21 protein-coding genes are annotated in these 23,737 nt (G+C 54.9%); 17 read left to right on the forward strand and 4 right to left on the reverse strand.

What is annotated here, in order from left to right; translation table 11 throughout:
* Positions 1-76: 76 nt before the first annotated feature.
* Complete coding sequence (locus ACA044_RS09090) at positions 77-304, reverse strand: hypothetical protein (RefSeq protein ID WP_497446061.1); 228 nt, start codon at positions 302-304, stop codon at positions 77-79.
* A gap of 169 nt (positions 305-473) precedes the next feature.
* Between ACA044_RS09090 and ACA044_RS09095 the strand changes: the two genes are divergently transcribed.
* The 10 genes from ACA044_RS09095 (at position 474) to ACA044_RS09140 (ending at position 13,833) form a co-directional block, all read left to right on the forward strand.
* Positions 474-2,924, forward strand: a complete 2,451-nt coding sequence (locus tag ACA044_RS09095) for a glycosyltransferase (RefSeq protein ID WP_497446062.1) — start codon at positions 474-476, stop codon at positions 2,922-2,924.
* Positions 2,921-4,015 (forward strand): NAD-dependent epimerase/dehydratase family protein, encoded by a 1,095-nt coding sequence (locus tag ACA044_RS09100; protein WP_497446063.1) that lies wholly within the window; start codon positions 2,921-2,923, stop codon positions 4,013-4,015. The genes ACA044_RS09095 and ACA044_RS09100 overlap by 4 nt, the downstream gene beginning before the upstream one ends.
* Before the next feature lie 13 nt (positions 4,016-4,028).
* The gene (locus ACA044_RS09105; protein WP_497446064.1) at positions 4,029-4,976 is read left to right on the forward strand and encodes a glycosyltransferase; all 948 of its coding nucleotides are present in this window, start codon (positions 4,029-4,031) and stop codon (positions 4,974-4,976) included.
* On the forward strand, positions 4,973-6,109 hold the full coding sequence (locus tag ACA044_RS09110) for a glycosyltransferase (RefSeq protein ID WP_497446065.1): 1,137 nt from the start codon (positions 4,973-4,975) through the stop codon (positions 6,107-6,109). Before ACA044_RS09105 ends, ACA044_RS09110 begins: the two co-directional genes overlap by 4 nt.
* Before the next feature lie 75 nt (positions 6,110-6,184).
* Positions 6,185-7,585, forward strand: coding sequence for an MBOAT family O-acyltransferase (locus ACA044_RS09115; RefSeq protein ID WP_497446066.1), 1,401 nt, complete (start codon positions 6,185-6,187; stop codon positions 7,583-7,585).
* A 10-nt stretch (positions 7,586-7,595) separates the two neighbouring features.
* Positions 7,596-8,792: a hypothetical protein gene (locus tag ACA044_RS09120; protein ID WP_497446067.1), complete on the forward strand. Its 1,197-nt coding sequence runs from the start codon at positions 7,596-7,598 to the stop codon at positions 8,790-8,792.
* A gap of 97 nt (positions 8,793-8,889) precedes the next feature.
* On the forward strand, positions 8,890-10,917 hold the full coding sequence (locus ACA044_RS09125; protein WP_497446068.1) for a capsular polysaccharide export protein, LipB/KpsS family: 2,028 nt from the start codon (positions 8,890-8,892) through the stop codon (positions 10,915-10,917).
* Positions 10,918-10,931: 14 nt separating this feature from the next.
* On the forward strand, positions 10,932-11,723 hold the full coding sequence (locus ACA044_RS09130; RefSeq protein WP_497446069.1) for an ABC transporter permease: 792 nt from the start codon (positions 10,932-10,934) through the stop codon (positions 11,721-11,723).
* Positions 11,723-12,916 (forward strand): ABC transporter ATP-binding protein, encoded by a 1,194-nt coding sequence (locus ACA044_RS09135; RefSeq protein ID WP_497446070.1) that lies wholly within the window; start codon positions 11,723-11,725, stop codon positions 12,914-12,916. The genes ACA044_RS09130 and ACA044_RS09135 overlap by 1 nt, the downstream gene beginning before the upstream one ends.
* Positions 12,913-13,833 (forward strand): glycosyltransferase, encoded by a 921-nt coding sequence (locus tag ACA044_RS09140; protein WP_497446071.1) that lies wholly within the window; start codon positions 12,913-12,915, stop codon positions 13,831-13,833. The genes ACA044_RS09135 and ACA044_RS09140 overlap by 4 nt, the downstream gene beginning before the upstream one ends.
* 57 nt (positions 13,834-13,890) lie before the next feature.
* Here ACA044_RS09140 and ACA044_RS09145 read toward each other — a convergent pair whose 3' ends face one another.
* Entirely contained in the window at positions 13,891-14,886 is a 996-nt protein-coding gene (locus tag ACA044_RS09145; RefSeq protein ID WP_497446072.1) for a glycosyltransferase family 2 protein, read from the reverse strand.
* Between the two features lie 298 nt (positions 14,887-15,184).
* Between ACA044_RS09145 and ACA044_RS09150 the strand changes: the two genes are divergently transcribed.
* The 6 genes from ACA044_RS09150 to ACA044_RS09175 all read left to right on the forward strand — a co-directional run bounded on the left by ACA044_RS09150 (position 15,185) and on the right by ACA044_RS09175 (position 21,531).
* Entirely contained in the window at positions 15,185-17,179 is a 1,995-nt protein-coding gene (locus tag ACA044_RS09150) for a polysaccharide biosynthesis protein (RefSeq protein WP_497446073.1), read from the forward strand.
* 113 nt (positions 17,180-17,292) lie between these two features.
* Complete coding sequence (locus ACA044_RS09155) at positions 17,293-17,628, forward strand: ComEA family DNA-binding protein (protein ID WP_497446074.1); 336 nt, start codon at positions 17,293-17,295, stop codon at positions 17,626-17,628.
* A 206-nt stretch (positions 17,629-17,834) separates the two neighbouring features.
* A complete protein-coding gene (locus tag ACA044_RS09160; RefSeq protein WP_497446075.1) occupies positions 17,835-18,629 on the forward strand; it encodes an SDR family NAD(P)-dependent oxidoreductase in 795 nt (264 codons plus the stop codon).
* 32 nt (positions 18,630-18,661) lie between these two features.
* On the forward strand, positions 18,662-19,936 hold the full coding sequence (fabF, locus tag ACA044_RS09165) for a beta-ketoacyl-ACP synthase II (protein ID WP_497446076.1): 1,275 nt from the start codon (positions 18,662-18,664) through the stop codon (positions 19,934-19,936).
* A gap of 74 nt (positions 19,937-20,010) precedes the next feature.
* Entirely contained in the window at positions 20,011-20,664 is a 654-nt protein-coding gene (locus ACA044_RS09170) for a GntR family transcriptional regulator (RefSeq protein ID WP_497446077.1), read from the forward strand.
* A gap of 15 nt (positions 20,665-20,679) precedes the next feature.
* Positions 20,680-21,531, forward strand: coding sequence for an urea carboxylase-associated family protein (locus ACA044_RS09175; RefSeq protein WP_497446078.1), 852 nt, complete (start codon positions 20,680-20,682; stop codon positions 21,529-21,531).
* Positions 21,532-21,576: 45 nt separating this feature from the next.
* Here the strand turns inward: ACA044_RS09175 and ACA044_RS09180 are convergent, their stop codons facing one another.
* Complete coding sequence (locus ACA044_RS09180) at positions 21,577-21,744, reverse strand: DUF2897 family protein (RefSeq protein ID WP_497446079.1); 168 nt, start codon at positions 21,742-21,744, stop codon at positions 21,577-21,579.
* Positions 21,745-21,872: 128 nt separating this feature from the next.
* The gene (gene eat / locus ACA044_RS09185) at positions 21,873-23,237 is read right to left on the reverse strand and encodes an ethanolamine permease (RefSeq protein WP_258672872.1); all 1,365 of its coding nucleotides are present in this window, start codon (positions 23,235-23,237) and stop codon (positions 21,873-21,875) included.
* 403 nt (positions 23,238-23,640) lie between these two features.
* Here eat and kdpF point away from each other — a divergent pair, with 403 nt between their 5' ends.
* Positions 23,641-23,730: a K(+)-transporting ATPase subunit F gene (gene kdpF / locus ACA044_RS09190; protein ID WP_007899818.1), complete on the forward strand. Its 90-nt coding sequence runs from the start codon at positions 23,641-23,643 to the stop codon at positions 23,728-23,730.
* The last annotated feature ends 7 nt before the right edge of the window (positions 23,731-23,737 follow it).

A 23,737-nucleotide genomic window follows, 5' to 3' on the forward strand; every position in this document is an offset into this window, starting at 1 on the left:
GAGTCAAGTTGACTTTGCTTCATAGGTGTTTCTGGTTTGCTCATTCGGCGGTGACAAACCTGGATGCGCCCATCCGTCAGTCCTTTGGGCTGGTGTGTCGCAGGACGGTGAATGGGGAGGCAGTGATCTGGCTGGCGATCGTATTGCAGCTCGCCGTATTCAATTTAGTGCGTTTGATGCACGTCATGGTCTTCTCGCTAATATCGTCCAAAATGTCCTGCGTCGAAAAAAAGCCCCGCGAATCGGTATGTGTTCGGTAGAATGTGCGGTTATGACTCGCGTCCGGATTGAGCTTGCGCTGCATGCGCAGGACCTTCTGATTCAACTCGTGAGCGCGGCACCGCGGGCCTGTATTTATGCATGGGCGCGGATCGCTATGTCTCTTTTTCATCTTTTTTGTTTTATTTATTGGCCGGTCCGTTTGTTTTTGCATTGACCGAAGGGCGGGGAAGTGTTCAGAGATGGGAAGTCTTATGGATAGACGTCAGATAAATGTAGGCTGGTGCGTCGCCTCACTGTCGCTCGACATGGCCAGTGTGCGCTACCGCGCATTACTTCCATTGCTGGCACTTGAAGCGCAAGGCTGTATCTGCAGTTTGTTTAGCAGTCGAGGCCCTGTCAATCTTGAAAGCCTCGATGCCCTTGTCATCGTCAAAGCCTTTTCTGTTGAAAGCCTGGCATTGGTTCAGCGTGCCCGAGCACTGAACATACCCGTCATTATTGATCTGTGTGACAACATTTTTGTGCCTGGTTATGGAAGGGGGGCGTTGGGCACGCATAGCGAAATATTCACCAGAATGGCGCAACTCGCAACGGCCGTTGTGACAACCACCGAACCTTTGTCAGACGTCATAAAGGCCCATGTGCCGGGCGTTGTCGTGCACGTCATTCCTGATGGTCTGGCTTCGGAAACGGTAACGGACGCAGGCAGCAAGCTTATCGAAGACGCCAGGACGATTGAAAAATCCATGGCGCCATCCTTGTGGCGCAGCCGGTGGAAGAAGTTGTCGAATGAGATCAAGGATTCAGGGGGCATCTACACGCTCAAGCGCTTGCTGAGCATGTTCAAGCGCTTGCTGAAAAAGCAATTGCAACGCCTCAGGAAAAAGCGTGGCAGGGATGGTTCGATCGCGACGGTCATGGCCATTCCGGGAGCGCTCTTGCGCCCGCTCCGCAAACAAGTTGCCAGCTTGAAAAAGGCACCGGTCGTCGCCGTTCCCGCGATCACCCCTGTCATTTCAAATGCCCCGGCCCGCGATCCGTCGAAAACCATGTATTTGCTGTGGTTCGGTAATCACGGTGCCGATTACGCTAACTTCGGCATGCTGGACTTGCTTCTCATCCAGAATGCACTGGAAGCGATCGCGCTGGAGTATCCGGTTGAGCTTGTAGTGATCAGCAACAATGCTGCCAAGTACGAGCGCTTTATCAAGCCGATGGCCATTGCATCGCGCTATGTGGAATGGTCGATCAACGTTGTAGACGATTGGATGGCTGTTTCACGGGTTGTTCTGATCCCCAACTCCTGCGATCCGTTCAGCGTCTGCAAGTCCGCCAATCGAACGGTTCATGCCCTGACCCAAGGCATTCCCGTCGTCGCTACCGCAACGCCTGCACTGTCGCCGCTGGCTGGCAGCATCATGACCGGTGATTTTTTGCAGGGGCTGCGTCGTTATCTGTCGAGCACCGAAAATGGTCGCCAGGACGTAGCACTCGCCAGGACGCTGATCGAGCAGCACTTCAGCTCTGCTGTCATTGGTTCTCTGTGGCGAGAGGCGCTGCAATCGGTCATCGCTCAACGCTCCGGCGTAGAAGATGTCCACGAAGCGGAGGTCCTCGTGGTACTGCACCTGGTCCAGGATCTGGATCTTGCGCTGCCCATTATCCTTGAACTCAAACAGCGCGAGATAGCAGTGCAAGTGGTGTGCAGTCACGCATTGCTCAAGGCGTCTCCGCGAGTGATGAAAACCCTGTCACTTCATCAGATCGATGTCCGGGTGGTGCCAGCCATCGAGCCATTGGCTTCATTCCGTTTCGGTTCCCGGACCAGAGCGCTGCTGACAGTGTCGGAAACCAATCTCAGTCCTCATCGATTCAGTCGCACGCTTACCGAAGCGGCGAAGGTCGCCGGCATCATGACCGCGACCTTGCAACATGGCCTGGAGAATGTGGGGTTGACCTACAGCGACAAGATCCATTCGATAGACCGGATCAATTTCGCCGCCGACAGGATCTACCTTTGGGGCGGGCTGGACACCTTGCACGCAGATATCAGCGCAGCCACTCGCGCAAAATGCGTTGCGATAGGTTGCTCCAAGGTTGGCCGGGATGAAAGCGCCGATCTGGATGCGTTGATCGCTCCCGAGGCGTGTGTGGTCGGTGTCTTCGAAAACCTGCACTGGCATCGTTACTCCGAAGGGTATAGGCAGTTTTTTCTTGAAGGGGTGACCGCGCTGGCGGAGCAGTTCCCTTGCGTCACCTTTTTGATCAAGCCTCATCACGCGGGCCTGTGGCTGACTTCCCGTTACAAAGGAGACAAGCCCGTCGCCTCGAACCTGATCATCGCCGATCCCAAGCAAGCCGAATGGGAGCGTTATACCGCTGGAGGCCTGTTGGGTCGAATGAAAGCGGTCATCACCAGCCCTTCTACCGTAGCCCTCGATGCTGCGGCACGCGGGTTGCCGGTTGCGGTGGTCAAGGGCGATCTGGACACTGAGACCTATGCCCCACTTTATGCCATCGAGCAGATGGCGAACTGGTCCGCGTTCATCGAGCGCGTTCTGGATGAAAGCCAAGCGCCAGAGCTCAAGCACCTTTCCGAGCGCTTTGTAAACCGTATGGTCTTGGAAGGCGATGCCGCCGCCCGAATAGTTGACGACTTGGTTTGCTCAACATCACTACATGCCCAGGTAACAAATCAATGACACAGCGTATTTTCATCACCGGCGGTGCCGGCTTCATCGGTAGTCGTCTGGTCAAGGCCCTGCTCAAGCAAGATGCTTCTCGCTCCATTTGGGTCTTCGACAACCTGCACCCTCAGGTCCATGGCGCCGACGCTGTCGATCCGATTCTGCCGCAGAATGTACGTTTTGTTCGCGGCGATGTCGCCGATGCCCAGGCGCTCATGCAAGCCGTAAGCGACGCTGATCCGGAGTTGGTGTATCACCTGGCAGCAGAAACCGGTACCGGCCAGTCTTACGATGAGCCGTCTCGTTATTGTTCGGTCAACGTATTGGGGACAACCCACCTGATCGAAGCGCTTCGCAAGCAGAACAATGTGCGCAAGGTCGTACTGGCTGCATCGCGGGCAGTATACGGTGAGGGCGGTTACGCCGATGCCCGGGGTGTGGAGTATGTGGGCTTGCCACGCCAGCCACAGGCGATGACCGCCGGTGACTTCACGGTGCCGTTGCCGGCAGGGGCGGTGCTGCCGGCTCGGCCTATCGCCAGCCATGCGGGTTTGCCACCGGCACCGGCTTCGGTTTACGCCTCAACCAAATTGATGCAGGAATACCTGCTGTGCCAGGCCGGTGACGGCGCACCGTGGGATGCGACCATTCTGCGCTTCCAGAATGTTTACGGCCCGGGCCAGTCCCTGCGTAACCCCTATACCGGCGTATTGTCGATCTTCGCTCGTCAACTGCTTGCCGGTGGCGAGCTGGCGATTTTCGAAGACGGCGATATTGCCCGTGATTTCGTTTTTGTAGATGACATCGTGGACGCGCTGGTCAAGGCAAACAACGCCGACGTTGCCCATGGCACCATTCTCGATATTGGTAGCGGCGAGCCGGTCTCGATCCTTGAAATGGCCAGAATGCTGATGCGCAATCTGGGCGTGAGCGACACCTCTTATAAAATCACCGGCCAGTTCCGGATCGGTGATATTCGCTATGCGTGCGCCAACATTACCGCCGCCCAGGCCGCTTTGAACTGGAACCCGAATGTCAGCATTCAGTCGGGCGTAGAGCGTCTAGCCGAGTGGGCGAAGGTAGAATTCAAGAACGCTAACGTTTAAGAGGGATTTTCGAATGGTTCATGAAGATGAAGTGATACGGGTATATGTGGGTGTTGATCGCTCGCAGCTATTAGCCGTTCCCGTCCTCGAGTATTCGATCAAGCGACATACCACGGCCAAGGTTGAAGTTATCCCTATGCTTGACCTTCCGGTGCCTGAGCCGTTGGACCCGCGTAACGGGCAGCGAACCGGGTTTTCCTTCAGTCGTTTCTGCATTCCCAAGCTCAGTGGCTATAAGGGCAAGGCGATCTATATGGACGCCGACATGCTGGTGTTTCGCGATATTCGCGAGCTGTGGAACATTCCGTTCGATGGCGCGAAGATCATCATCCAGCAGGAAGTGAAGTTCACTGACGAGTCGACCCAGAAAGTCGGCGCACCGAAAACCCGCAAGAAGCAGTGCGCCGTGATGCTGCTCGATTGTGAGCGCCTGGACTGGGACGTTGAAACCATCGTGGGTGGCATGGATGAAGGGCGTTATGACTACGACCAGCTCATGTCGCAGCTGATCATTCTGGACGAGGAACACGTCAAATACGGTGTGCCGTTCGAATGGAACAGCCTGGAGCACTGGGACACGGACACTCGGTTGATTCACTACACCGACGTCTACACCCAGCCTTGGTCCGCTTGTGGCAACAAGAACGCCTGGCCATGGTTTGCCGAAGTGCGGATGATGCTGGCGGACGGGACATTGACCGAAGCAGCTATCCAGAAAGAAATCGACCTCGGTTACTTCAGGCCTTCACTGCTGCGCGACATCAAATATCGCCATTTTATTCCATCATTCCTGCACGGTCTGTGGGACAAGAAAAATGCGGCTACTGACAAACTGTCGGGCTACATTCCCCACAAGGCTGTTTATGAAGCCAAACGCCATCGTCAACAAGTGATCAAGGCGTATGAGGCCAAACTCCAGGCTGAACAGGGATTGGGCGATCAGAAGGCTTCCAACGCATGATTGCGTTTCTCAAGTCGCTGTTCAGTCCGCGTGCTACCGGGACGTCGAGTGAGTTCGACGTTTTCCAGGCGGGTAACCCGAATGGCCGGAACATTCTGATTTTTACCGAGAATGTGAACGCCACCTATTTCATCAGTTTCGATCTTCCCCTGCGCGAGATGCATCGCCGGGGGGAGGTGAATTTTGCAGTTGTTTCCCAGAACCTGGTCGCCCATAAGGGGGAGGGGTGCTGGAAGCAATGGAGTGATTCGTTCAAGCCGGATCTGGTCGTCATTACTCGATACGGTCAACCATTTGGCGCCAATATTGTCGATTACTTCAAAGCGCAGAACATTCCGGTTGTCTATCACATCGACGATAACCTGTTGGAAATCCCCCATTCGCTGGGAGCGGAGATCCAGAAACGCCAGGGCGCCCAGGACGTTGTCGATGCACGTCGATATCTGCTCGCCCATTGTGATCTTATCTACGCATCCACTTCTCATCTGGCAGGTCTGCTGGGCGGATTGTTTCCCCACCAACCCATTTATCACGGCATGTATGCGCCGTTCATGGGGGAGCGGGTCACTATTGTCCGTCAGGAGCGTCCGTATCAGACGATAGGTTACATGGGGTCCAAGGGGCATCAGGAAGACCTGGACCTGGTTGTGCCGGCGCTTGAGCGCCTGCTTGACGAAAGGCCCGAGTTGCACTTTGAGGTGTTCGGTACCATCCAGATGCCAGAGGGCCTTGTGCGCTTCGGCGACAGGGTTAAAAGCCACAAGGTCAATAAAGCTTACGCGGAGTTTCTTTCCGTGCTGGCCGGTTTGAACTGGGACATTGGCTTGGCACCTCTGGTCAACGAAGACTTTAACCTGTGCAAGGCACCGACAAAGTTCATCGAATATACGGCGGCAGGGATTCCTGTCATGGCATCCGACATCCCGGTGTACAGCAAGGTAATTCCGGACGGTGGCGGAGTGCTGGTGAATGAGCAATGGCATGATGCGTTGATACAGTCTCTTGATTCGCCGCAGTCGCGGGAGCAGGCGCTGAAGATTGCTCAAACCTACTGTGCTGAACAGTTCTCGATCGACAAGCTTGAAAGGCAGCTGGTCCAGGTTTTTGACATGGCCCATAGCGGTAGGCGTTAGTGTCTGTAAGGCGTGCACAGGCGTTGTGAATACGGCTGTTCAAAAAATAAATAGATGATGTGGAATTAACTGGCGATGTTATTCAACTCCATAGAATATGTAATTTTGCTGGGGATCACCCTGGCTTTCTACTGGTTGTGCCCATCATTGCGCGGCAGGCAATGGATCGTGCTGCTGTCCAGCTTGTATTTCTACATGAGTTGGAGCAAAGAGTTCGGCTTCATGTTGCTGGGGGTTATCGCCGTCAACTGGCTTATTGCCGGCAAGGTCTCGGCCACCAAAACGCGTGCTTGGCTGATTCTTTCGTGTGTGCTGAATCTCGCATTACTGTGTTACTTCAAGTACATGAATTTCTTTCTGGAGAATATTGAGTACGTCGCCAGGCTCAAGGACCCTTCGTTTGAAATAGGTTTGCTGAAGGTGATTCTGCCGCTCGGCATTTCGTTCTATGTTTTCGAATTGATTTCCTATCAGGTCGATGTCTACCAGGGAAAATTCAAGCACGAGAAAAATCCGGTCGTTTTCGCCATTTTCGTGTTGTTTTTTCCACACCTCATCGCCGGCCCTATCTGTCGGGCAAGCCAGTTCATGCCTCAGATACACGTGAAGCAACGACTGGATGGCGCTCATTGCTACAACGGCCTCTACTATTTTATCGCCGGCCTGGCACTCAAGTGCGGGATCGCTGACGGGATAGCTCCTTTTATCAACGTCATATTCAAGGCGCCAGACCAGTACTCCGGGCTTGACAATCTTTTCGCGGTTATCGGGTTTGGCGTACAGATCCTGTGCGACTTCTGGGGCTACTCGCTCATGGCCTTGGGAGCGGCGTTGCTTTTCGGTTATGTGCTGCCTTACAACTTCAATGCCCCCTATTCATCGCTGTCCATCAAGGACTTCTGGCGCCGTTGGCACATCACCCTGAGCAACTGGTTGAGAGATTACCTTTACATTGCGCTAGGTGGCTCGCGCACCCAGGCCAAATGGAAAATTCAACGAAACCTGATCCTGACTATGTTGCTGGGTGGATTGTGGCATGGCGCCAGCTGGAATTTCATCATCTGGGGTGGTTTGCACGGTGGTGCGTTGGCCATTAATCGCTGGTTCGAGAATAGCGGTTTGCCCTTGTCGTTGAAGCGAGTGCTGCAATGGGTACCGGTTGCGTGGTTGTTGACCATGACGGTGGTTTTTGTGGCGTGGATATTTTTCCGTGCAGCCAATGCCGGTGACGCAATGATGATGCTCGAGCGTATCGTTATTCCCGCCTCGGGCTGGGCTCAAACGAAGCTCGCGCCGTTGTTCTTCGAGTTGCTGCTCCTTTACTTGCCATTGCAATGGTTTGTTCACCGGACGACCTACCAGCGTGATATTACGAACGCCTTTCCCTGGCAGGCGGCATTCGGCTTTGCCTCGTTGGTTCTTTTCTCTTACATCTATTATGTAGACGGCAATGACTTCATATACTTTCAATTCTAGAAGCTTGAGGTTGACGCGATCCAGTCTGCTCAAGTTATACGTACTGACGGCTGTGTTGGTGGTCGTTGGGTTTATTGGCCTGGAAGTTGCCGTTCGTTATCGTGAATCCCTCAAACAACCGGATGTCATGCAAAGTGCTTCGGCATTGATGACGGCGTTGCCGAACATGACGATATCGGGGCGTGAACTGGGTAATCAGTTGCTGATTCAGAACGTTGCCTTGTTTAGCCAGTACCCCGATCCGGCCGAGGTGACCTCTGGCTATGTCGGTACTTCACGCAGCAAGGTGCTGCGCCCCAGCAAGTTCGGTGTGCCGGATGCGGTCGTGGGGGCCGGAAACACGTACAACGAAATTACTTATGGGTTGTTGCTTCAGGCAGAAATCCTGCGCTTGAAATTTCCAAATTTGAAGCGGGTTTACGTTGAAGCTTCTTTTTTGTTGCGACGCCCCGGCAGGTTGGTTGTCGAGCCTGACCATCTTAAGTACTTCCCGCTATTTAAAACTCTGGCGCCCTTGTGCTCAAGCGATGTGCCTGGTTGCCAGCAGGTGTTTGCTGAGGCGGGCAAGCTGACCAACGCGTCAATGGCAAGCTGGAAGCCGGAGATGCGTCGGCACAGAAGTGAATTTCGATTCTCGTCCTTATTGCCGGGGTCGCAGGAGTCGATGCCTGTCAAAGCTGATCCTTTGCTCGGAAAGCTTGAGGCAAACGGCGAGACGAAGGGGCAATTCAGGACGCTGACCGAAAAGGCTGAAATGCTGCCTGAAGTGACCAATGACAACATCAAGGTTCAACGCCTGAGGGATATTTCGAGTAACGCCCCGTGGGATGGTTTATTTGACATGTTTGCCTTGTGGGGACGTGATCATGGTATCCAGATCGTATTGTTTCAACCTCCGGTGCGCTCGGATCTCTATGCATTCCAGGTCAAGTATGGCCTTCAACAGCATGTTGAGGACTTGTTACGTGTTTCCACGAAGTATCAGATTCCCTTTATCGATCTTGACAAACCGGAGCTGGGTTACATGAACGACTGGAGCCTGTTCAGTGACGAGGATCATATGGGAACGTGTGTCGGCAGCGGTTTACTTGTATTGGCGCTTGAGGCCGGCGCCAATCGGTTTGAACAGCAGCATGATCTCTATCCTGTGCTGGAGCGGTCTGCTTTGGAGCGTGACAACGAACGTCTGAATGTGTGCAAAAAGTAGAGGCTCGTCATGGTTCAGGCGTCGAGAAATTGTAGTGAGTGTTCGATGCTATATTGTATTGGATTTTTAAAATGTGTTTTGGCAAGGTGTTGTGAGAATGGTTAATCGGACTGTGCAGTGGTTCATCGCTCCGGAAGTAAGCGGTGATGAGCCCCTTTTACTGTTTTCTGCCTGTGATGCGGGTTATCTCGGTTATGCCATCTCTTTGATCAAAAGTGTAGATCTGTATTCTCCAGGTGCTACCTTCTTTTTACACGTCATCAATCCCGGTGCGGACACCGTAAGCCGTATCGGAATCCTGTCTGGCTGTTTGGTGTCGACACGACTCAGCGTATCATTTGAAACCATTGATCTTTCAGCTCTGAATACAGATCAGCAGCGCGCTTATTACGCCAGTGCCCGCTTTCTGCAACTTTCTAATATATTGTCTACATTTTCTGTTCCTGTGTTCAGCATTGATGCTGATTCGTTGGTGGTTAATCCGTTTGATTTTGATTTTTCGAACAAAACAAACGCCGATGTCATTATTGTTCGGCGAAACCTGACCGAGGATCAGCCAGAGCATTTGGCTATTGCTACGGGGTCTATCTGGCTGGCTCCTTCGGAGCGGGTTATTCGGTTGCTGAGAGAAATCTCCAGCGAAATCGACAAGGGCGTTGTTGAACGCTCGCTAGAATGGTTTGTCGATCAAAGGTTGTTCTTCAGGCAGATGAACGCATATGCCGATCAGCTCAGGTTTTACAATTTGAAGCGTAAATATGCCGATTGGACATTTTCCACTTCCAGCATTCTCTGGGCCGGCAAAGGCGGTCTCAAACTTTATGATCTGCGTTTTTTTCTGCTTCAGAACCTGCTTTGTGACGACACGCAAAAACGTACCATTAGCCAACATCTGGCTGAAGAGTTTTTTACTGTAGACAACTCAATGGCCAATGAATGGATTCGTTCACGGATTGCCACGGCAGTGGAAGGGAAGTCCATCCAGAGCCTTGGTAATCGGTCCCTGAACCTGGAAGCCTCCACTCGGACTATTGCCTTTTACATTCCCAGGCTCGACCTTCCCTGGGGAAAGATGTCAGCTGCATCTGCTCAGTTTCCTGTGGTTAGCGATGACGTTATCGACCTGCGTTTGCGCTGGAAGGAGTTTGCCGTGCGCATGGCCAATGCGCTTGAACGTGCCGGTCTCACCGTCAACGTTATCGAATTACCAGGTTGGGAAATCGATCGTGAAAGAATTGATGCCGATGGGGCGGCTCTCGCGTTTGTTCCCCATCGATGTCACCTGAATTTTTTGGATGGCAAGACTCCGGTGTTGTTTTACATGCAAGAGTTCTTTCGATGGGCCTTTATTGTCGATGGGCGAGGCTGGAGTGCAGCTTCCAGCGTTTATCCTGTTGCACGAAATATTAACTCTGACAAGGCCCAAACCTCTTTTGAGGAATATCGATCGCGTCTCGCGGATGGCCGCTTGGTAAGCAAGTTTGCCCAGCAAGCTGCCAAGTCGCAGAGGCAGTTGATTGATGAAGGTTTGTTACCATTTGATATCAGTGGCCGCTGGTTCCCTCGCCGCACGCTGCGCCCCTATATCTTTTTTCCTTTGCAGATTCCTACAGATCAATCGATTCAATTGTTTTCCGATTTTTCAGAACAAGTGCTCGTCGGGTCGCTGGTGGAATGGGCGAAGAAAAATGGCGTCACTGTGGTACTCAAGCCTCATCCGGCAAACATGAAAAGCATGAAACCTTTCGAAAAAATGGTCGACAACACGAACATTTTTTACAGTGAGGCCAATGTTCAGGATTTAATCGCGCATGCTACTGCGGTTTATACCATTAACAGTGGCGTGGGTTTTGAGGCCCTGTTACAAGTCAAGCCCGTTGTCACTTTCGGTCGCGTGGAGTACGACTGTGTTACGTTCAACGCGACGCCGACCACTTTGGATGAGGCTTGGGGTTATGTGCAGAATAGTACCGCAGCTGAATTGGAAGTAAGATACAAGAATTTTGTAGATTGGTTTCTTGAATGCTATGCGGTGGATATGTCTCAATCGCAAGCGTCAAAGGCACGACTGGATGAAATTGCAGCGCAGGTTCTTTCGATAATTTCACAATCTGTTGTGCGCTGAGGATGTCCGTCACTATGATCGCAAGTATTATCAACTCAAGTTTAGCGCTGGCACGTCGCAGTATTGTCATGCAGATAAAGCAGCATGCGTTGGGTTATGCCTGGACGCTAATCATCCCGATGCTTTACGCCGCCTGTTATATCTTTGTAAAACGTCAACTCAACGGCGAAGCCGCCCACTCGGTGGAAGGAAGCTGGGATGTATTGCGCGCCTTTGCCGGGATCACGCTGTTTCAGTGCTGGATGCACATGGTTCAGGAAACTTCCGAATTCATTCGACGCAATCGCGGTTTGCTCAAGGGCATGAACGTAGGACCCGTTCCTTTCGTACTGGCGGTTGCGTTTGAGGGCATCATCGCGCTGGTCGTCAGGGTCGTACTGATTTTGATCGCTGTTCCGGTGCTCGGGCTTACGTTGCCCACGGATATCTCGTCATGGCTTTGGTTTTTCTGCAGTCTGATTGCCTTGTTGATATCGGCTACCATGCTCGGCCTGCTGTTAGCGCCCTGGGCTGTACTGTACGCCGATGTGCGTAAAGGCCTCAGTTCAATCAGCTTGCCGATGATTCTGATTTCCCCCATTTTTTATGCGGCCCTTGAGCAAAAAAGTGGCGCGTTGTTTTGGGTGAATGTTTTCAACCCTGTTGCCTCTCCTCTGGCGGTCATCTCCCGATCCCTGCACGGTGAGGCGTCTGTTTATATGCTCCCGATGTTGATCGCGATGGGGGTTTCGCTTCTGGTACTGTGTTGGCTGATCAAGTCCTTGAGTCGTCAGGTGCCAATTCTTCTTGAACGGATGGGTAACTGATGAGTGCTTTGCTTGAAATCGACGGTTTGTGGAAGAAGTATTCCAGGGACCTGAAATCATCCGTCAAATATGCATCTAAAGACTTGCTGCGGGGGGCGTTGTCACGAGGCGCAGCATCCACTGAATTGCGCGACTCCGAGTTTTGGGCTCTGCGGGATATCAATGTTTCGTTGCACAGAGGCGAAGTACTTGGAGTATTGGGACACAACGGCGCAGGAAAGAGCACGTTACTCAAGTGCATAGCGGGAAAGCTGGTTGCCGACCGCGGCAAGATTTCTCGCAAAGGGGAAATTGGATTCCTGCTCGAAATGAGTGCCGGATTTGTGCCTTCCATGACGGGCAGGGACAACGTATCTGTACGCGGTCAGCTTATGGGGAAATCCGGCAAAGAGCTCAAACACTACATTAGCGCTGTTCAGGATTTCGCCGGGCTCAATGAGTTTTTCGATTCCCCTGTGCAATTTTACAGCTCGGGGATGAAATCCCGTCTGGGATTTGCTGCCTCCACGGTCATTGAGCCCGACATCCTGATCATCGATGAAGTGCTCGCGGTGGGTGATCTTTCATTTCGGCTGCAGTGTTATGAACGAGTCAATGAGCTGGCACGTAATGCTGCGGTGTTGTTTGTCTCTCATTCCATCGGGCAAGTTGCACGCATGTGCGATCGCGGTTTCTTTCTTGAGAAGGGCCGGGTCATTTTTGATGGCGGTATACAACAAGCCATTTCCATCTATCAGGACAAGTTGGGTGACCAAAGCGAGAAGGGACGCGGTCACGTGTTGAATCCGGAACTGGTGTCATTTGACTTGTTGATTGATGGAAGCGTACTGCCTTCGGGACAGACTATCCCTTATGGCGCGCAAATGGCTCTGGATATCGATGTTTCCAGGCTGCCTGCCAATGCTCAGGTCTGTGTATTTTTAAGAGACAGTTCGCAAGGTGTTCTCATGGATTGGAACTCAGCTCGTTGTAACTTGAGTTGGCCTGACGCTGCCAGTCGGCTGGTCGCTCAGCTGGGCGGCGCAGAGTTGGCTCCAGGCCCCTATTCCTTGTCCATCCAGGTGATGAGCCCGGATGGGGTCAGTCACCTGTCCTTGTCAGAAAGTGTTGCATTCAGGGTCAGTGGAGAATACTTGAATGCCGTGCCTGTACAGAAGCTTGCTGGCTGGCAGTTTGGAGGGCACCAGGTATGAACCTGCAGACCGACGATCATCCAACGGGAATGGCTGGAAATACTGTTCTGACGCCGGTCCGCGTCTTTGTAGCCGCCACCCCGGCTGAATGGTTGCCAATGCGGGTGCTGGAGTTTTCGATCAGAGAGCGGTCTTCACTGCCGGTCGAACTGTCGGCTATTTATAGCCATCAGCGACCAATCCCTCAGCCCAAGGGTATTGAGAACCGGGCTCGCACGCCTTTTTCCTTCCAGCGATTCCTCATCCCGGAGTTGTGTCAGTTCAAGGGGCGAGCCATTTACATGGACGCCGATATGCAAGTCTTTGAGGACATTGAAGGGCTTTGGAATCAGCCTTTCGGTGACAATGATCTGTTGACGGTGGCAAGCGGCACCCAAGGGCGCCGTTCGCAATTCAGCGTCATGGTCCTGGACTGTGAGCAGCTGGCCTGGAATATAGAAGACATCGTCGCCGATCTGGACAGCGGGGCGCTTGAGTACCACGCATTGATGTTCGAGATGAACGTCGCGAAACAGGTTGGCTACTCGGTGCCGGTGACGTGGAACTCTCTGGAGCACTACTCGGCCGGACAGACGTCATTGCTGCATTACACCGACATGAACACTCAGCCTTGGGTCTCTCTTGAGAACCCGAACGGCCATGTCTGGATGGCGTGCCTTAGAAGAGCCGTCGCAAGTGGCTTTATCAGCCATGCCGAGGTCGCCAGGGAGGTTGCCCTGCATCATGTAAGGCCTACGCTTTTGGCTCAGATAGACGCAGGCATGGATCGTACTTCTGAGTTGAGCGTCACTGCGGTGATTCGTGATCTTGCATTTCAGGCGCCTTATCACAAGTTGGGCAAGAAATGGCTGGGTCGGCTCAGAACCCGCACGCTGTATTACGTACGCCTGTGCCGATACATCATTAAAAAATTGTGATCGGTGCGAGCGCACTTTTTGAAAAGGGCACCTTGTATCGGTGCCCGCTGCGCCGAGTTAAATCTTGTTCAGGCAGATTGCCAGAATGAGGCTGATGTTGCCCGCCAGGGTCTGGCGATAAACACCTGATTTTTTCATGAGGCGAAACCTCTTGAAAATGGAGCTTTGACGCCCTTGCTTGAAGTCATTCAATGCCTGCCGATTCACCGGAGTCAGCTCCCCTTCAAGTAACTCAAGAATCTGCACATTCGAATCACTCCAGCGGCTGAAGCGTCCGTCGATCAACTTACCGAGACGTATCATGCGTTCTTTGAAACCGGAGTTGGCACCGATGACATTGCCACCGTGCTGACGATAGTCCAGCGTCGGCTCTGAATCGTAGATGACGTTTCCACCACAGGCTGTCGTCAAAAGATAGGTAAGCCAGTCGTGCGCGACAATGGTCATGGCGTGTGGAATTTTGTTCAAGAGGTCCCGTGCTGCGCCATTGAGGAGCATCGTATTGGCACCGGCGATGCTTTGGATCAGCGCATTCTGGAAGACCGGGGCTCGTTTGAAGTCAGGTGAAAAACCAATGATTTTCCGGTTTTCATCGATCAGGCGAGTTCGGGAGCAGTACAGGGCCGGCAAATGGGTGGGCAGCGATTCCAATTGTCGGATGCTTCTTTCCAGCTTGTTGTTGAACCAGATATCGTCCTGATCGCTGAATGCAAAAAAGTCTGCTTTTATATTTTCGTTTCTTACCAGCGACATGAAGTTTTCAGCAAAACCTGCGCGCGGACCGCTGAACACTTGTATACGTTGCGTGTTGATCAGGTCCTGGTAATTTTCCAGCAGTGCAAGCGTTCCATCGGTAGAGCCATCATCAGAAATGTATAGCGTCCATTTTTGATGTGTCTGGGCAATGAAAGAATCGATTTGCTCTTTGAGAAATGTGTAGCCGTTAAACGTACACAGAAGTATCGCTACTTCAGGGGGCGTCGGTGAATTCCTTGAGTTTTCGACGAATAGCTCAGCGTCTGATCTACCGGACAGGGGCGGTTGCTGGTCCATGCGTCCTCGCATCTTGAGTTTAAAAATAGCATTGTCAATGCGTAAAAAAAGACTGATGTCTACTTGACATCATCCCGGGTGATAGAACCGGCATCGGCGATGCGCACAGGACGTGCATTTTATCTGTCTGGAAGGTTTAATCTCTACTTCTTTACGCTCTGCTAGAGACTAGAGTGAATACGTGAAGCGCGCCCGGGCACCTGGCGCCTGCTTCGCTTGTCGAAGGAATTGTTCTGTGACTGTGGTGCAATCCCTGCATGGTTTGGACTGATTGAGATCAAAAATGGAAGGAAAGGGAATGGACAGACTGCGGATATTCCTTTTGGGAATGCCTCGCCAGAGAAAGCGCCTGATTCAGGTGATCATGGACGTGTTCCTGGTCTGGATCTCGCTATGGGGTTCGTTCGTGGTTCGTTTGGGGGTAGACGATCTGCTTGGGCCTCTGAGGGCTCACCTGTGGTTGTTTCTCAGCGCGCCATTGATTGCGATTCCTCTGTTCATTCGGTTTGGCATGTATCGGGCCGTCATGCGCTACTTTGGCAATGATGCGTTGATTGCCATTATCAAGGCGGTCAGCCTTTCTGCGCTCATTCTGGCGGTGGTCGTTTTCTGGTACAGCAACCACCAAACCGTCGTCCCGCGTTCCATCATCTTCAACTACTGGTGGCTAAGCCTCGTCATCATCGGCGGTCTGCGCCTGTGCATGCGCCAATACTTCATGGGCGACTGGTTCACCGCCGCCCAGCACGTACCGTTCACCAGTCGCGACGACGGCCTGACCAAAGTCGCCATCTACGGTGCAGGCGTGGCAGGCAATCAGTTGGTTGCTGCGTTGCGCATGGGCCGAGTGATGCGCCCTGTGGCGTTCATCGACGACGACCCCAGCATCGCCGATCGCTCCATTTCGGGCCTGCAGGTCTACAAACCCAAACATATTCAACAGATGATCGACGTCACCGGCGCCCAGGAAATCCTCCTGGCGCTGCCGTCATCTACCCGCGCACGACGCCGGGAAATTCTCAATTTTCTGGAAGGTTTTCCGCTTCACGTACGAAGTGTCCCGAACTTCACCGATCTGGCCAGTGGTCGGGTCAAGGTTGAAGATATTCAGGAAGTGGATATCGCCGATTTGCTGGGCCGGGATGCCGTGCCAGCTCAGGCCGATTTGCTCGAGCGTTGTATCAAAGGCAAGACAGTGATGGTCACTGGCGCGGGCGGATCGATCGGTTCGGAGCTGTGTCGGCAGATCTTCTCCCTTGGTCCGACCACGCTTCTGCTGTTTGAGCACAGTGAGTTCAACCTCTACAGCATCCTGTCGGAATTGGAGCAGCGCGCCTGCCGTGAGTCGGTAACGGTCAAGTTGCTGCCCATCCTTGGTTCCATCCGTCACCCGCACAAACTGCTTGATGTGATGAAAACCTGGGGGGTGGACACCGTTTACCACGCCGCTGCTTACAAACACGTACCAATGGTCGAGCACAACATTGCTGAGGGCGTACTTAATAACGTCATTGGAACACTGAATACCGCTCAGGCTGCCTTGCAGGCGGGTGTGGCCAACTTCGTGCTGATCTCCACCGATAAAGCCGTACGTCCGACCAATATCATGGGCAGTACCAAGCGCCTGGCGGAGTTGACGCTTCAAGCCCTGAGTCGTGAAATTGCCCCCGTGCTGTTCGGCGATAAAGCCAATGTATCGCGCGTTAACAAAACCCGTTTCACCATGGTTCGTTTTGGCAATGTGCTTGGGTCGTCCGGTTCGGTGATTCCGTTGTTCCACAGTCAGATCAAATCCGGTGGCCCGCTGACGGTCACGCACCCGAAAATCACCCGCTACTTCATGACCATCCCCGAAGCCGCGCAACTGGTGATCCAGGCCGGTTCCATGGGGCAGGGGGGCGACGTGTTCGTGCTGGACATGGGCGAGCCGGTGAAGATCGTCGAACTGGCGGAGAAGATGATTCACCTGTCCGGTTTGAGCATCCGTTCGGAGAAGAACCTGCACGGTGATATTTCCATTGAGTTCACTGGCCTGCGTCCGGGCGAGAAACTCTATGAGGAGTTACTGATCGGGGATAACGTCGCTGCGACGCCACATCCGATGATCATGACCGCCAACGAAGATCATCTGCCCTGGGACGTGCTCAAGGGGCGTCTTACTGAGTTGCTGATCGCTGTCGAGGAGGATGATTACGCCCGCGTGCGCCAGCTCCTGCGCGAAACGGTCAGCGGCTACACCCCCGACGGGGAGATCGTCGACTGGATCCACCAGCAACGTCGCCTCGAGCCCTGATTGTTTCACATCCTGTAACGGACACATTTTTGACAGCTCCGCCACATCGCCTAAGTTTGGGAGGCAGCTTCGGAAAAGCTGCTTCTTCCAATCGATGTCATGGAGCTTCATTTATGCGTACTGGCTATTTCTACTCTCTGGTTTTTGCCCTGCTCACCAGCGCCTCTATTGCGGCCATCGCTGCGCCGACGGCGGCGCCAGAGGCTGCCAAGGCACCCTTGATGCTGGACGTTGCCGCCAAGGCTCAAACCGCCAAGGTCGATCTCAATGGGGCCGATGCGCCGACTCTGCAGCGCGAGTTGTCCGGGATTGGCGAAGCCAAGGCCAGGGCGATTGTTGCTTATCGTGAGAGTAATGGGCCATTTTCGTCCGTCGATGAATTGCTGGAAGTGAAAGGGATCGGCAAAGCCATTCTGGACAAGAATCGCGAGAAGCTGGAAGTGAACTAAGCTTGTAGATCCACACCAAGAGGCCGGTCATTGACCGGCCTTTTTTGCTTCTGCCGCAGTGGACGACCTGGCACCTTCCATCGGAATGAAAAAAATTACGACTATCATATGGCGGCTGTATTATGCCTATAATAAAATCGTCATTCGCTGAGGCGCCCTGACATTCGGGCCTTCGCCTTCCTCAAGCATTCTCCAGGAGTACTGTCATGAATTCTGTCCAGACCCAAGGTACGGCCCTTGTCACCGGCGCTTCTTCCGGCATCGGTGCGGTTTACGCGCAGCGGTTGGCGGCGCATGGTTTTGATTTGTTGCTGGTGGCCCGTGATCAAGAACGGCTGGAGGCCGCAGCGAGCAAGCTGCGCACCGAGCATGGTGTTCAGGTGGAGGTGCTCAAGGCGGATCTGACGCAAAAGGATGATGTGCTGAAGCTTGAGCAGCGTCTGCGCAGCGATTCGAGTATCAGTTTGTTGCTCAATAACGCCGGTGTCGCGGCGGATGGTTTGCTCGCCAACGCCGACATGGATCAGCTGGAGCGTTTGATTCAGCTGAACGTCACCACGGTGACGCGGCTGGCCTCGGCAGCGGCGGCCGGTTTTTCCAAGGCCGGTCGCGGGACGATCATCAATATTGCATCCGTGGTGGCGTTGTTTCCGGAGCGGTTCAACGCGACGTACAGCGCGAGCAAGGCTTATGTGTTGAGCCTGACTCAGTCGTTGAACGCGGAGCTTGCGGGCACCGGGGTCCAGGTTCAAGCGGTGTTGCCAGGCGTAACACGCACCGAGATTTTGGAGCGCTCCGGTATCGATGCGTCCCAGATTCCGGCGGACATGATCATGGAAGCAGGGGAGATGGTCGACGCGGCTTTGTCGGGTCTGGACCAGGGTGAGTTGATCACCATTCCTTCGTTGCCGAATGTCTCCGAGTGGGAGACCTTTGTGGCGGCCCGTCTAGTGATGGCGCCGAATCTGTCCAGAAGCACGGCCGCCGCGCGTTACAAGTGAGGCGTCATGAATCGGCTTGAGGTATTGGCGTTATGAGTAATCGTCGAGTGGTTGTAACGGGCATGGGCCTGGTGTCGCCGTTGGGTAGTGGTGTCGAAGCGGCTTGGGCACGTCTGTTGGCCGGGCGCTCCGGGGTGCGGGCGTTGCCGGACGATGTGGTGGCCGATCTGTCTACCCGGGTTGGTGGCGCGGTGCAGACCCTGGCGGAAGATGCCGAGGCGGGTTTTGATCCGGATCGAGCGACGTCGCCCAAAGAGCAGAAGAAGATGGACCGCTTCATTCTGTTTGCCATGGAAGCGGCGCGTCAGGCAGTGGAACAGGCCGGTTGGCAACCGCAGGACGCCAATGCCCAGGAGCGTACTGCAACTATCATCGGTTCGGGCGTGGGTGGTTTCGGCGCGATTGCCGATGCGGTGCGCACCACCGACAGCCGTGGCCCGCGACGTTTGTCACCGTTCACCATTCCTTCGTTTCTGGTCAATCTTGCCGCGGGCCATGTGTCGATCCAGCATGGTTTCAAAGGCCCTTTGGGGGCTCCGGTGACGGCGTGCGCGGCCGGAGTTCAGGCGATTGGTGATGCGGCGCGGCTGATTCGCTGCGGCGAGGCGGATATTGCAGTGTGTGGCGGCGCGGAGGCGGCGATCGATCGTGTCAGCCTCGCCGGGTTTGCGGCGGCTCGAGCCTTATCCAGCGGTTACAACGACACCCCGGAGCGCGCCTCGCGGCCGTTCGACAGTGGGCGTGATGGCTTTGTGATGGGCGAGGGCTCGGGCCTTTTGGTGATCGAATCCCTGGAGCATGCCCTGGCGCGCGGTGCTCAGCCGTTGGCCGAGCTGGTCGGTTACGGCACCAGCGCCGATGCTTATCACCTGACCGCAGGGCCTGAAGATGGCAACGGTGCGCGACGAGCGATGTCACTGGCGTTGGCCCAGGCGGGTATTTCGCCGGCGCAGGTGCAGCATCTCAATGCTCATGCGACCTCGACCCCGGTTGGGGATTTGGGGGAGTTGGCCGCCATCAAGTCGTTGTTTGGCTCGGACAACAAGATAGCCGTGACATCGACCAAGTCCGCGACCGGGCATTTGCTCGGTGCTGCTGGCGGGATCGAGGCGATCTTTACGCTGTTGGCACTCCGCGATCAGGTGGTGCCGGCCACGCTCAACTTCGATAACCCGGATCCAGCCGCCCAAGGCGTGGACATTGTTCATGGTCAGGCGCGGCCAATGACGATCGAGTACGCGATGTCCAACGGCTTCGGATTTGGCGGCGTGAACGCCAGCGTGTTGTTCAAATATTGGGAGGACTAGTCCACGACAGGCGATGGCACGAATAGTGGTTACTCATTCGCAGACGATTGTTGAACAATCACGAGGCGTTGAGTATGAACAGCGGATTGTCCCTGGCCGACCACATCACATTGGAGTTACGCGCTGACATCATCGGCGGTCGTTTGCTGCCCGGCATGGCGCTGGTGGAAAACGATCTGGTGTCGGCTTACAACGCCTCGCGAAACACCATTCGCGAGGCGTTGCACCGTCTGGGGCAGGAAGGGCTTACCCGTTATGTCCGCAACAAGGGCGTGATGGTGCGCAGGCTGGAAGTCGAAGATGTGCGCGATCTGTTCAAGGTGCGTCGCACCCTGGAGTTGCAAGCCATCAGCGCCAGTCAGTCATTGCGTGAGTATCAGTCCGACCGGATGTTCGAGGCCCTGGAGGCCACCGAGCTGGCCCGGGAGCGCGAGGACTGGCGCGCCGTCGGTACCCACAGCCTGGCGTTTCATCAACACATCGTCGGATTGCTGCGCAGTCCATTGTTCGATGAGTTCTTCACCAACGTCGTCGCGCAACTGCGCCTGGTGTTTTGCACCGCTCCCGATGAATCACGTTTTCAGGCGCCCTGGCTGGCGCGCGACCGGCAGATACATGAGTTACTGGCCGATGGCGACAAGCGTGCGGCCGGGGACGCCATGAGCCTTTATCTCGACGACTCCGAACACCTCCTGTTGCAGATGCTTGCCCCTTCTTCCCATCACTGATCGAGGATGTGTGCCATGTACAAAGACTATCCGGCGGCCTATCAAGTCAGCAAAGGTTCGGCTTTGCAGGTAGACACTGCCTTCTACGAACGGATCCGTGACCAGAAGGCCGGACGCACGCTGATCGAGCAGTTCGAAGTGCCGATCCGCACTGGCCGCGCCTGGAATGTGCCAGCGGGGCATGTGTTCAGGGTCACGACCCCGGTCGGCCCACAAGTCGGGGACTTCAATGTCTGGAATGCCCACGACCCGCGCGAGCGCTTGTGGGCGGCGCGGACCCGGCAGTTGCAAGGGGCGCATGTCAGCACCCATGACCGGCTCTGGTCGAACCTGCCTTTCTTACGACCGCTGGTGACCATTACCGATGACAGTCTGGCCGGTTACGGTATCGATGAACACGGCGGGCGTTTGCACGATTTGCTGGGGACGCGCTGCGATCCGTATGTGAACAAAATGCTCACAGGCGAGGATTTCCATCATCACTGCCACTCCAACCTGACTCGGGCTGTGTTGCCCCATGGCCTGACCGAGTTTGACGTGCATGACGTGCTGAACATTTTTCAGTGCACTGGCCTCAACCACGATGACATGTACTTCATGAAAGCCTGTCCGGCGCAGCAGGGTGATTATCTGGAGTTCTTTGCCGAGATTGATTTGTTGTGCGCGCTTTCGACTTGCCCGGGTGGCGATCTGTCGCTCGCCATGTGGGGGCCGGATGCGCAGGATCCGCTGAGTGTGTGTCGCCCATTAGGCGTGGAGATTTATCGGTTGGAGGAGTCGTTGCTTGAGGGCTGGAGCCAGCCGGAGCGTGCGGCGTACAAAGGGTTGCATGGCTTGCACATTGCCAAGGCGGATTGGGAAAAGTAGAAACGCAAAACCCTGTCATTCAATGAGAATGACAGGGTTTTTGTTTTAGCGGTCCTGCGCATCCTTGGCGTCCGCTTCCGCGTTGCGTTCGGCGACGCGCTTACGTTGCTCTTCAGTCAATTCGACCTTGTGGGCGGTGTCGCGCAGCATCATCAAACCGCCAACGATCGAGCCGATGGCAACGATCAGAATCAACCAGGCATACCAAGGCATAGGAGTTCTCCTTAAGGGCAGGCGGATGGGCGAGAGTTTCGCCAACCGATCCTGCATACCACTTTTGAGCGATGGGATTTCGCAGTGGTTCCATTCTATGCCTGATCTGACAGCAGCACTGTGGCTGTTTAGAGTCCGGTCAACATCGCATCCGCCGGCGCATCGGCACGCAATTGTGCGGTGAGCATGAAGTACACGAAACCCACTGCCATGAATCCGAGGAAGATCAGCCCGATCAAGGTGTTGAACCAGGCCATCGCCACCAGGCAAACCACCGCCAGCACCAGCGCAATGAATGGCAGCAACGGGTAGCAGGGCGCGCGGAAAGTGCGTTCCAGGTTCGGCTCGGTTTTGCGCAGTTTGAACAGGCTGAGCATGCTCATGATGTACATCACGATCGCGCCGAATACCGCCATGGTGATCATCGCCGCCGTCAGCGTCATGCCACCGAGGTTGATCAATCCGTCGCTGTAGATCGCCGCGATGCCGATTACACCACCGGCGATGATCGCCCGGTGCGGGGTCTGGAAGCGCGACAGTTTGGCCAGGGATGCCGGCAGGTAACCGGCCCGGGCGAGGGCGAAGAACTGCCGCGAGTAGCCGAGGATGATCCCGTGGAAACTCGCCACCAGGCCGAACAGGCCGATCCACACCAGCATGTGCAACCAGCCGGAGCTTTCGCCGACCACGGCTTTCATGGCTTGCGGCAGCGGATCGTTGATGTTCGACAGGGTGCGCCAGTCACCGACGCCGCCAGCGAAGAACATCACGCCCATGGCCAACAGCACCAGGGTCAGGATGCCACTGATGTAGGCCTTGGGAATCGTGCGTTTAGGGTCCTTGGCTTCTTCGGCGGCCATGGCGGCACCTTCGATGGCCAGGAAAAACCAGATGGCAAACGGTATGGCCGCGAACATCCCGGCAATCGCGGGCGCACCGAATACATCAGAGCCGGCCCAGCCGTTGAGGGCGAAGTTACTGAAGCTGAACGCCGGGGCGACCACGCCCATGAACACCAGCAGTTCGGCGACCGCCAATACGCAGACCACCAGTTCGAAAGTCGCAGCGAGTTTCACGCCGAGGATGTTCAGGCCCATGAACACAATGTAGGCACCGACCGCCGCGTGTTTCGGGTCGAGGGCCGGAAACTGCACATTCAGGTAGGCGCCGATCGCCAGGGCTATCGCCGGTGGGGCGAAGACGAATTCGATCAGGGTCGCCAGCCCGGCAATCAATCCACCTTTTTCCCCAAAGGCGCGGCGGCTGTAGGCAAAGGGACCACCGGCATGGGGAATCGCCGTGGTCAGCTCGGTGAAACTGAAGATGAAACAGGTGTACATCGTGGCGACCATGAAGGAAGTCACCAGAAAGCCGAGTGTACCGGCCACGCCCCAGCCGTAACTCCAGCCGAAGTACTCACCGGAAATCACCAGCCCGACCGCGATACCCCACAGGTGCAGCGTGCCCAGCGTAGGTTTGAGTTGTGTGTTCATGTGTTGCCCCCTGAACGGTTTGGAAAAGCTCGGGGGAGGGCGTGTGCAGCGGGCGTGCCATTTTGCAGGTGGACGTCGTAAAGCGCTGAAAGCTGTCGTATCGGGGATGTTCGCGGCTGAATACCGGGTTTTTGTGCGCCAGTTGGGAGCGTTGTTGGCTGTTCTGCCGCCTTCGCGAGCAAGCCCACACACATTAGGAATACGCTTGCCCACACAACGCCAATCCCTGTGGGAGCGGGCTTGCTCGCGAAGAGGCCCGCCCGAACACCGCTGTAACAAAGCCATAAACCCACTCTTTACGCTTTATTTATGCCCCGCCCCACCCCTCGATCTCGCGCCTTTACAGCCTCCCTACAGACAATCACTCCACACGCGGCAATACGCCGTAACACGGAGAACTTCCATGAGCGTTCTGGACGGGGTGTCACTGCTATTGGCAGTGGGGCTGTTCATTTATCTGTTGGTTGCGCTGTTGCGCGCGGACCGGAACTAGGAGCGGC

This window comes from Pseudomonas sp. LBUM1673 (genome assembly GCF_059695645.1).

Coding starts and splice junctions, on each gene's coding strand:
- ACA044_RS09090 (WP_497446061.1), bottom strand. CDS start 304: ATGCAGCGCAAGCTCAATCCGGACGCGAGTCATAACCGCACATTCTAC.
- ACA044_RS09095 (WP_497446062.1), top strand. CDS start 474: ATGGATAGACGTCAGATAAATGTAGGCTGGTGCGTCGCCTCACTGTCG.
- ACA044_RS09100 (WP_497446063.1), top strand. CDS start 2,921: ATGACACAGCGTATTTTCATCACCGGCGGTGCCGGCTTCATCGGTAGT.
- ACA044_RS09105 (WP_497446064.1), top strand. CDS start 4,029: ATGGTTCATGAAGATGAAGTGATACGGGTATATGTGGGTGTTGATCGC.
- ACA044_RS09110 (WP_497446065.1), top strand. CDS start 4,973: ATGATTGCGTTTCTCAAGTCGCTGTTCAGTCCGCGTGCTACCGGGACG.
- ACA044_RS09115 (WP_497446066.1), top strand. CDS start 6,185: ATGTTATTCAACTCCATAGAATATGTAATTTTGCTGGGGATCACCCTG.
- ACA044_RS09125 (WP_497446068.1), top strand. CDS start 8,890: ATGGTTAATCGGACTGTGCAGTGGTTCATCGCTCCGGAAGTAAGCGGT.
- ACA044_RS09130 (WP_497446069.1), top strand. CDS start 10,932: ATGATCGCAAGTATTATCAACTCAAGTTTAGCGCTGGCACGTCGCAGT.
- ACA044_RS09135 (WP_497446070.1), top strand. CDS start 11,723: ATGAGTGCTTTGCTTGAAATCGACGGTTTGTGGAAGAAGTATTCCAGG.
- ACA044_RS09140 (WP_497446071.1), top strand. CDS start 12,913: ATGAACCTGCAGACCGACGATCATCCAACGGGAATGGCTGGAAATACT.
- ACA044_RS09145 (WP_497446072.1), bottom strand. CDS start 14,886: ATGGACCAGCAACCGCCCCTGTCCGGTAGATCAGACGCTGAGCTATTC.
- ACA044_RS09150 (WP_497446073.1), top strand. CDS start 15,185: ATGGACAGACTGCGGATATTCCTTTTGGGAATGCCTCGCCAGAGAAAG.
- ACA044_RS09155 (WP_497446074.1), top strand. CDS start 17,293: ATGCGTACTGGCTATTTCTACTCTCTGGTTTTTGCCCTGCTCACCAGC.
- ACA044_RS09160 (WP_497446075.1), top strand. CDS start 17,835: ATGAATTCTGTCCAGACCCAAGGTACGGCCCTTGTCACCGGCGCTTCT.
- fabF (WP_497446076.1), top strand. CDS start 18,662: ATGAGTAATCGTCGAGTGGTTGTAACGGGCATGGGCCTGGTGTCGCCG.
- ACA044_RS09170 (WP_497446077.1), top strand. CDS start 20,011: ATGAACAGCGGATTGTCCCTGGCCGACCACATCACATTGGAGTTACGC.
- ACA044_RS09175 (WP_497446078.1), top strand. CDS start 20,680: ATGTACAAAGACTATCCGGCGGCCTATCAAGTCAGCAAAGGTTCGGCT.
- ACA044_RS09180 (WP_497446079.1), bottom strand. CDS start 21,744: ATGCCTTGGTATGCCTGGTTGATTCTGATCGTTGCCATCGGCTCGATC.
- eat (WP_258672872.1), bottom strand. CDS start 23,237: ATGAACACACAACTCAAACCTACGCTGGGCACGCTGCACCTGTGGGGT.
- kdpF (WP_007899818.1), top strand. CDS start 23,641: ATGAGCGTTCTGGACGGGGTGTCACTGCTATTGGCAGTGGGGCTGTTC.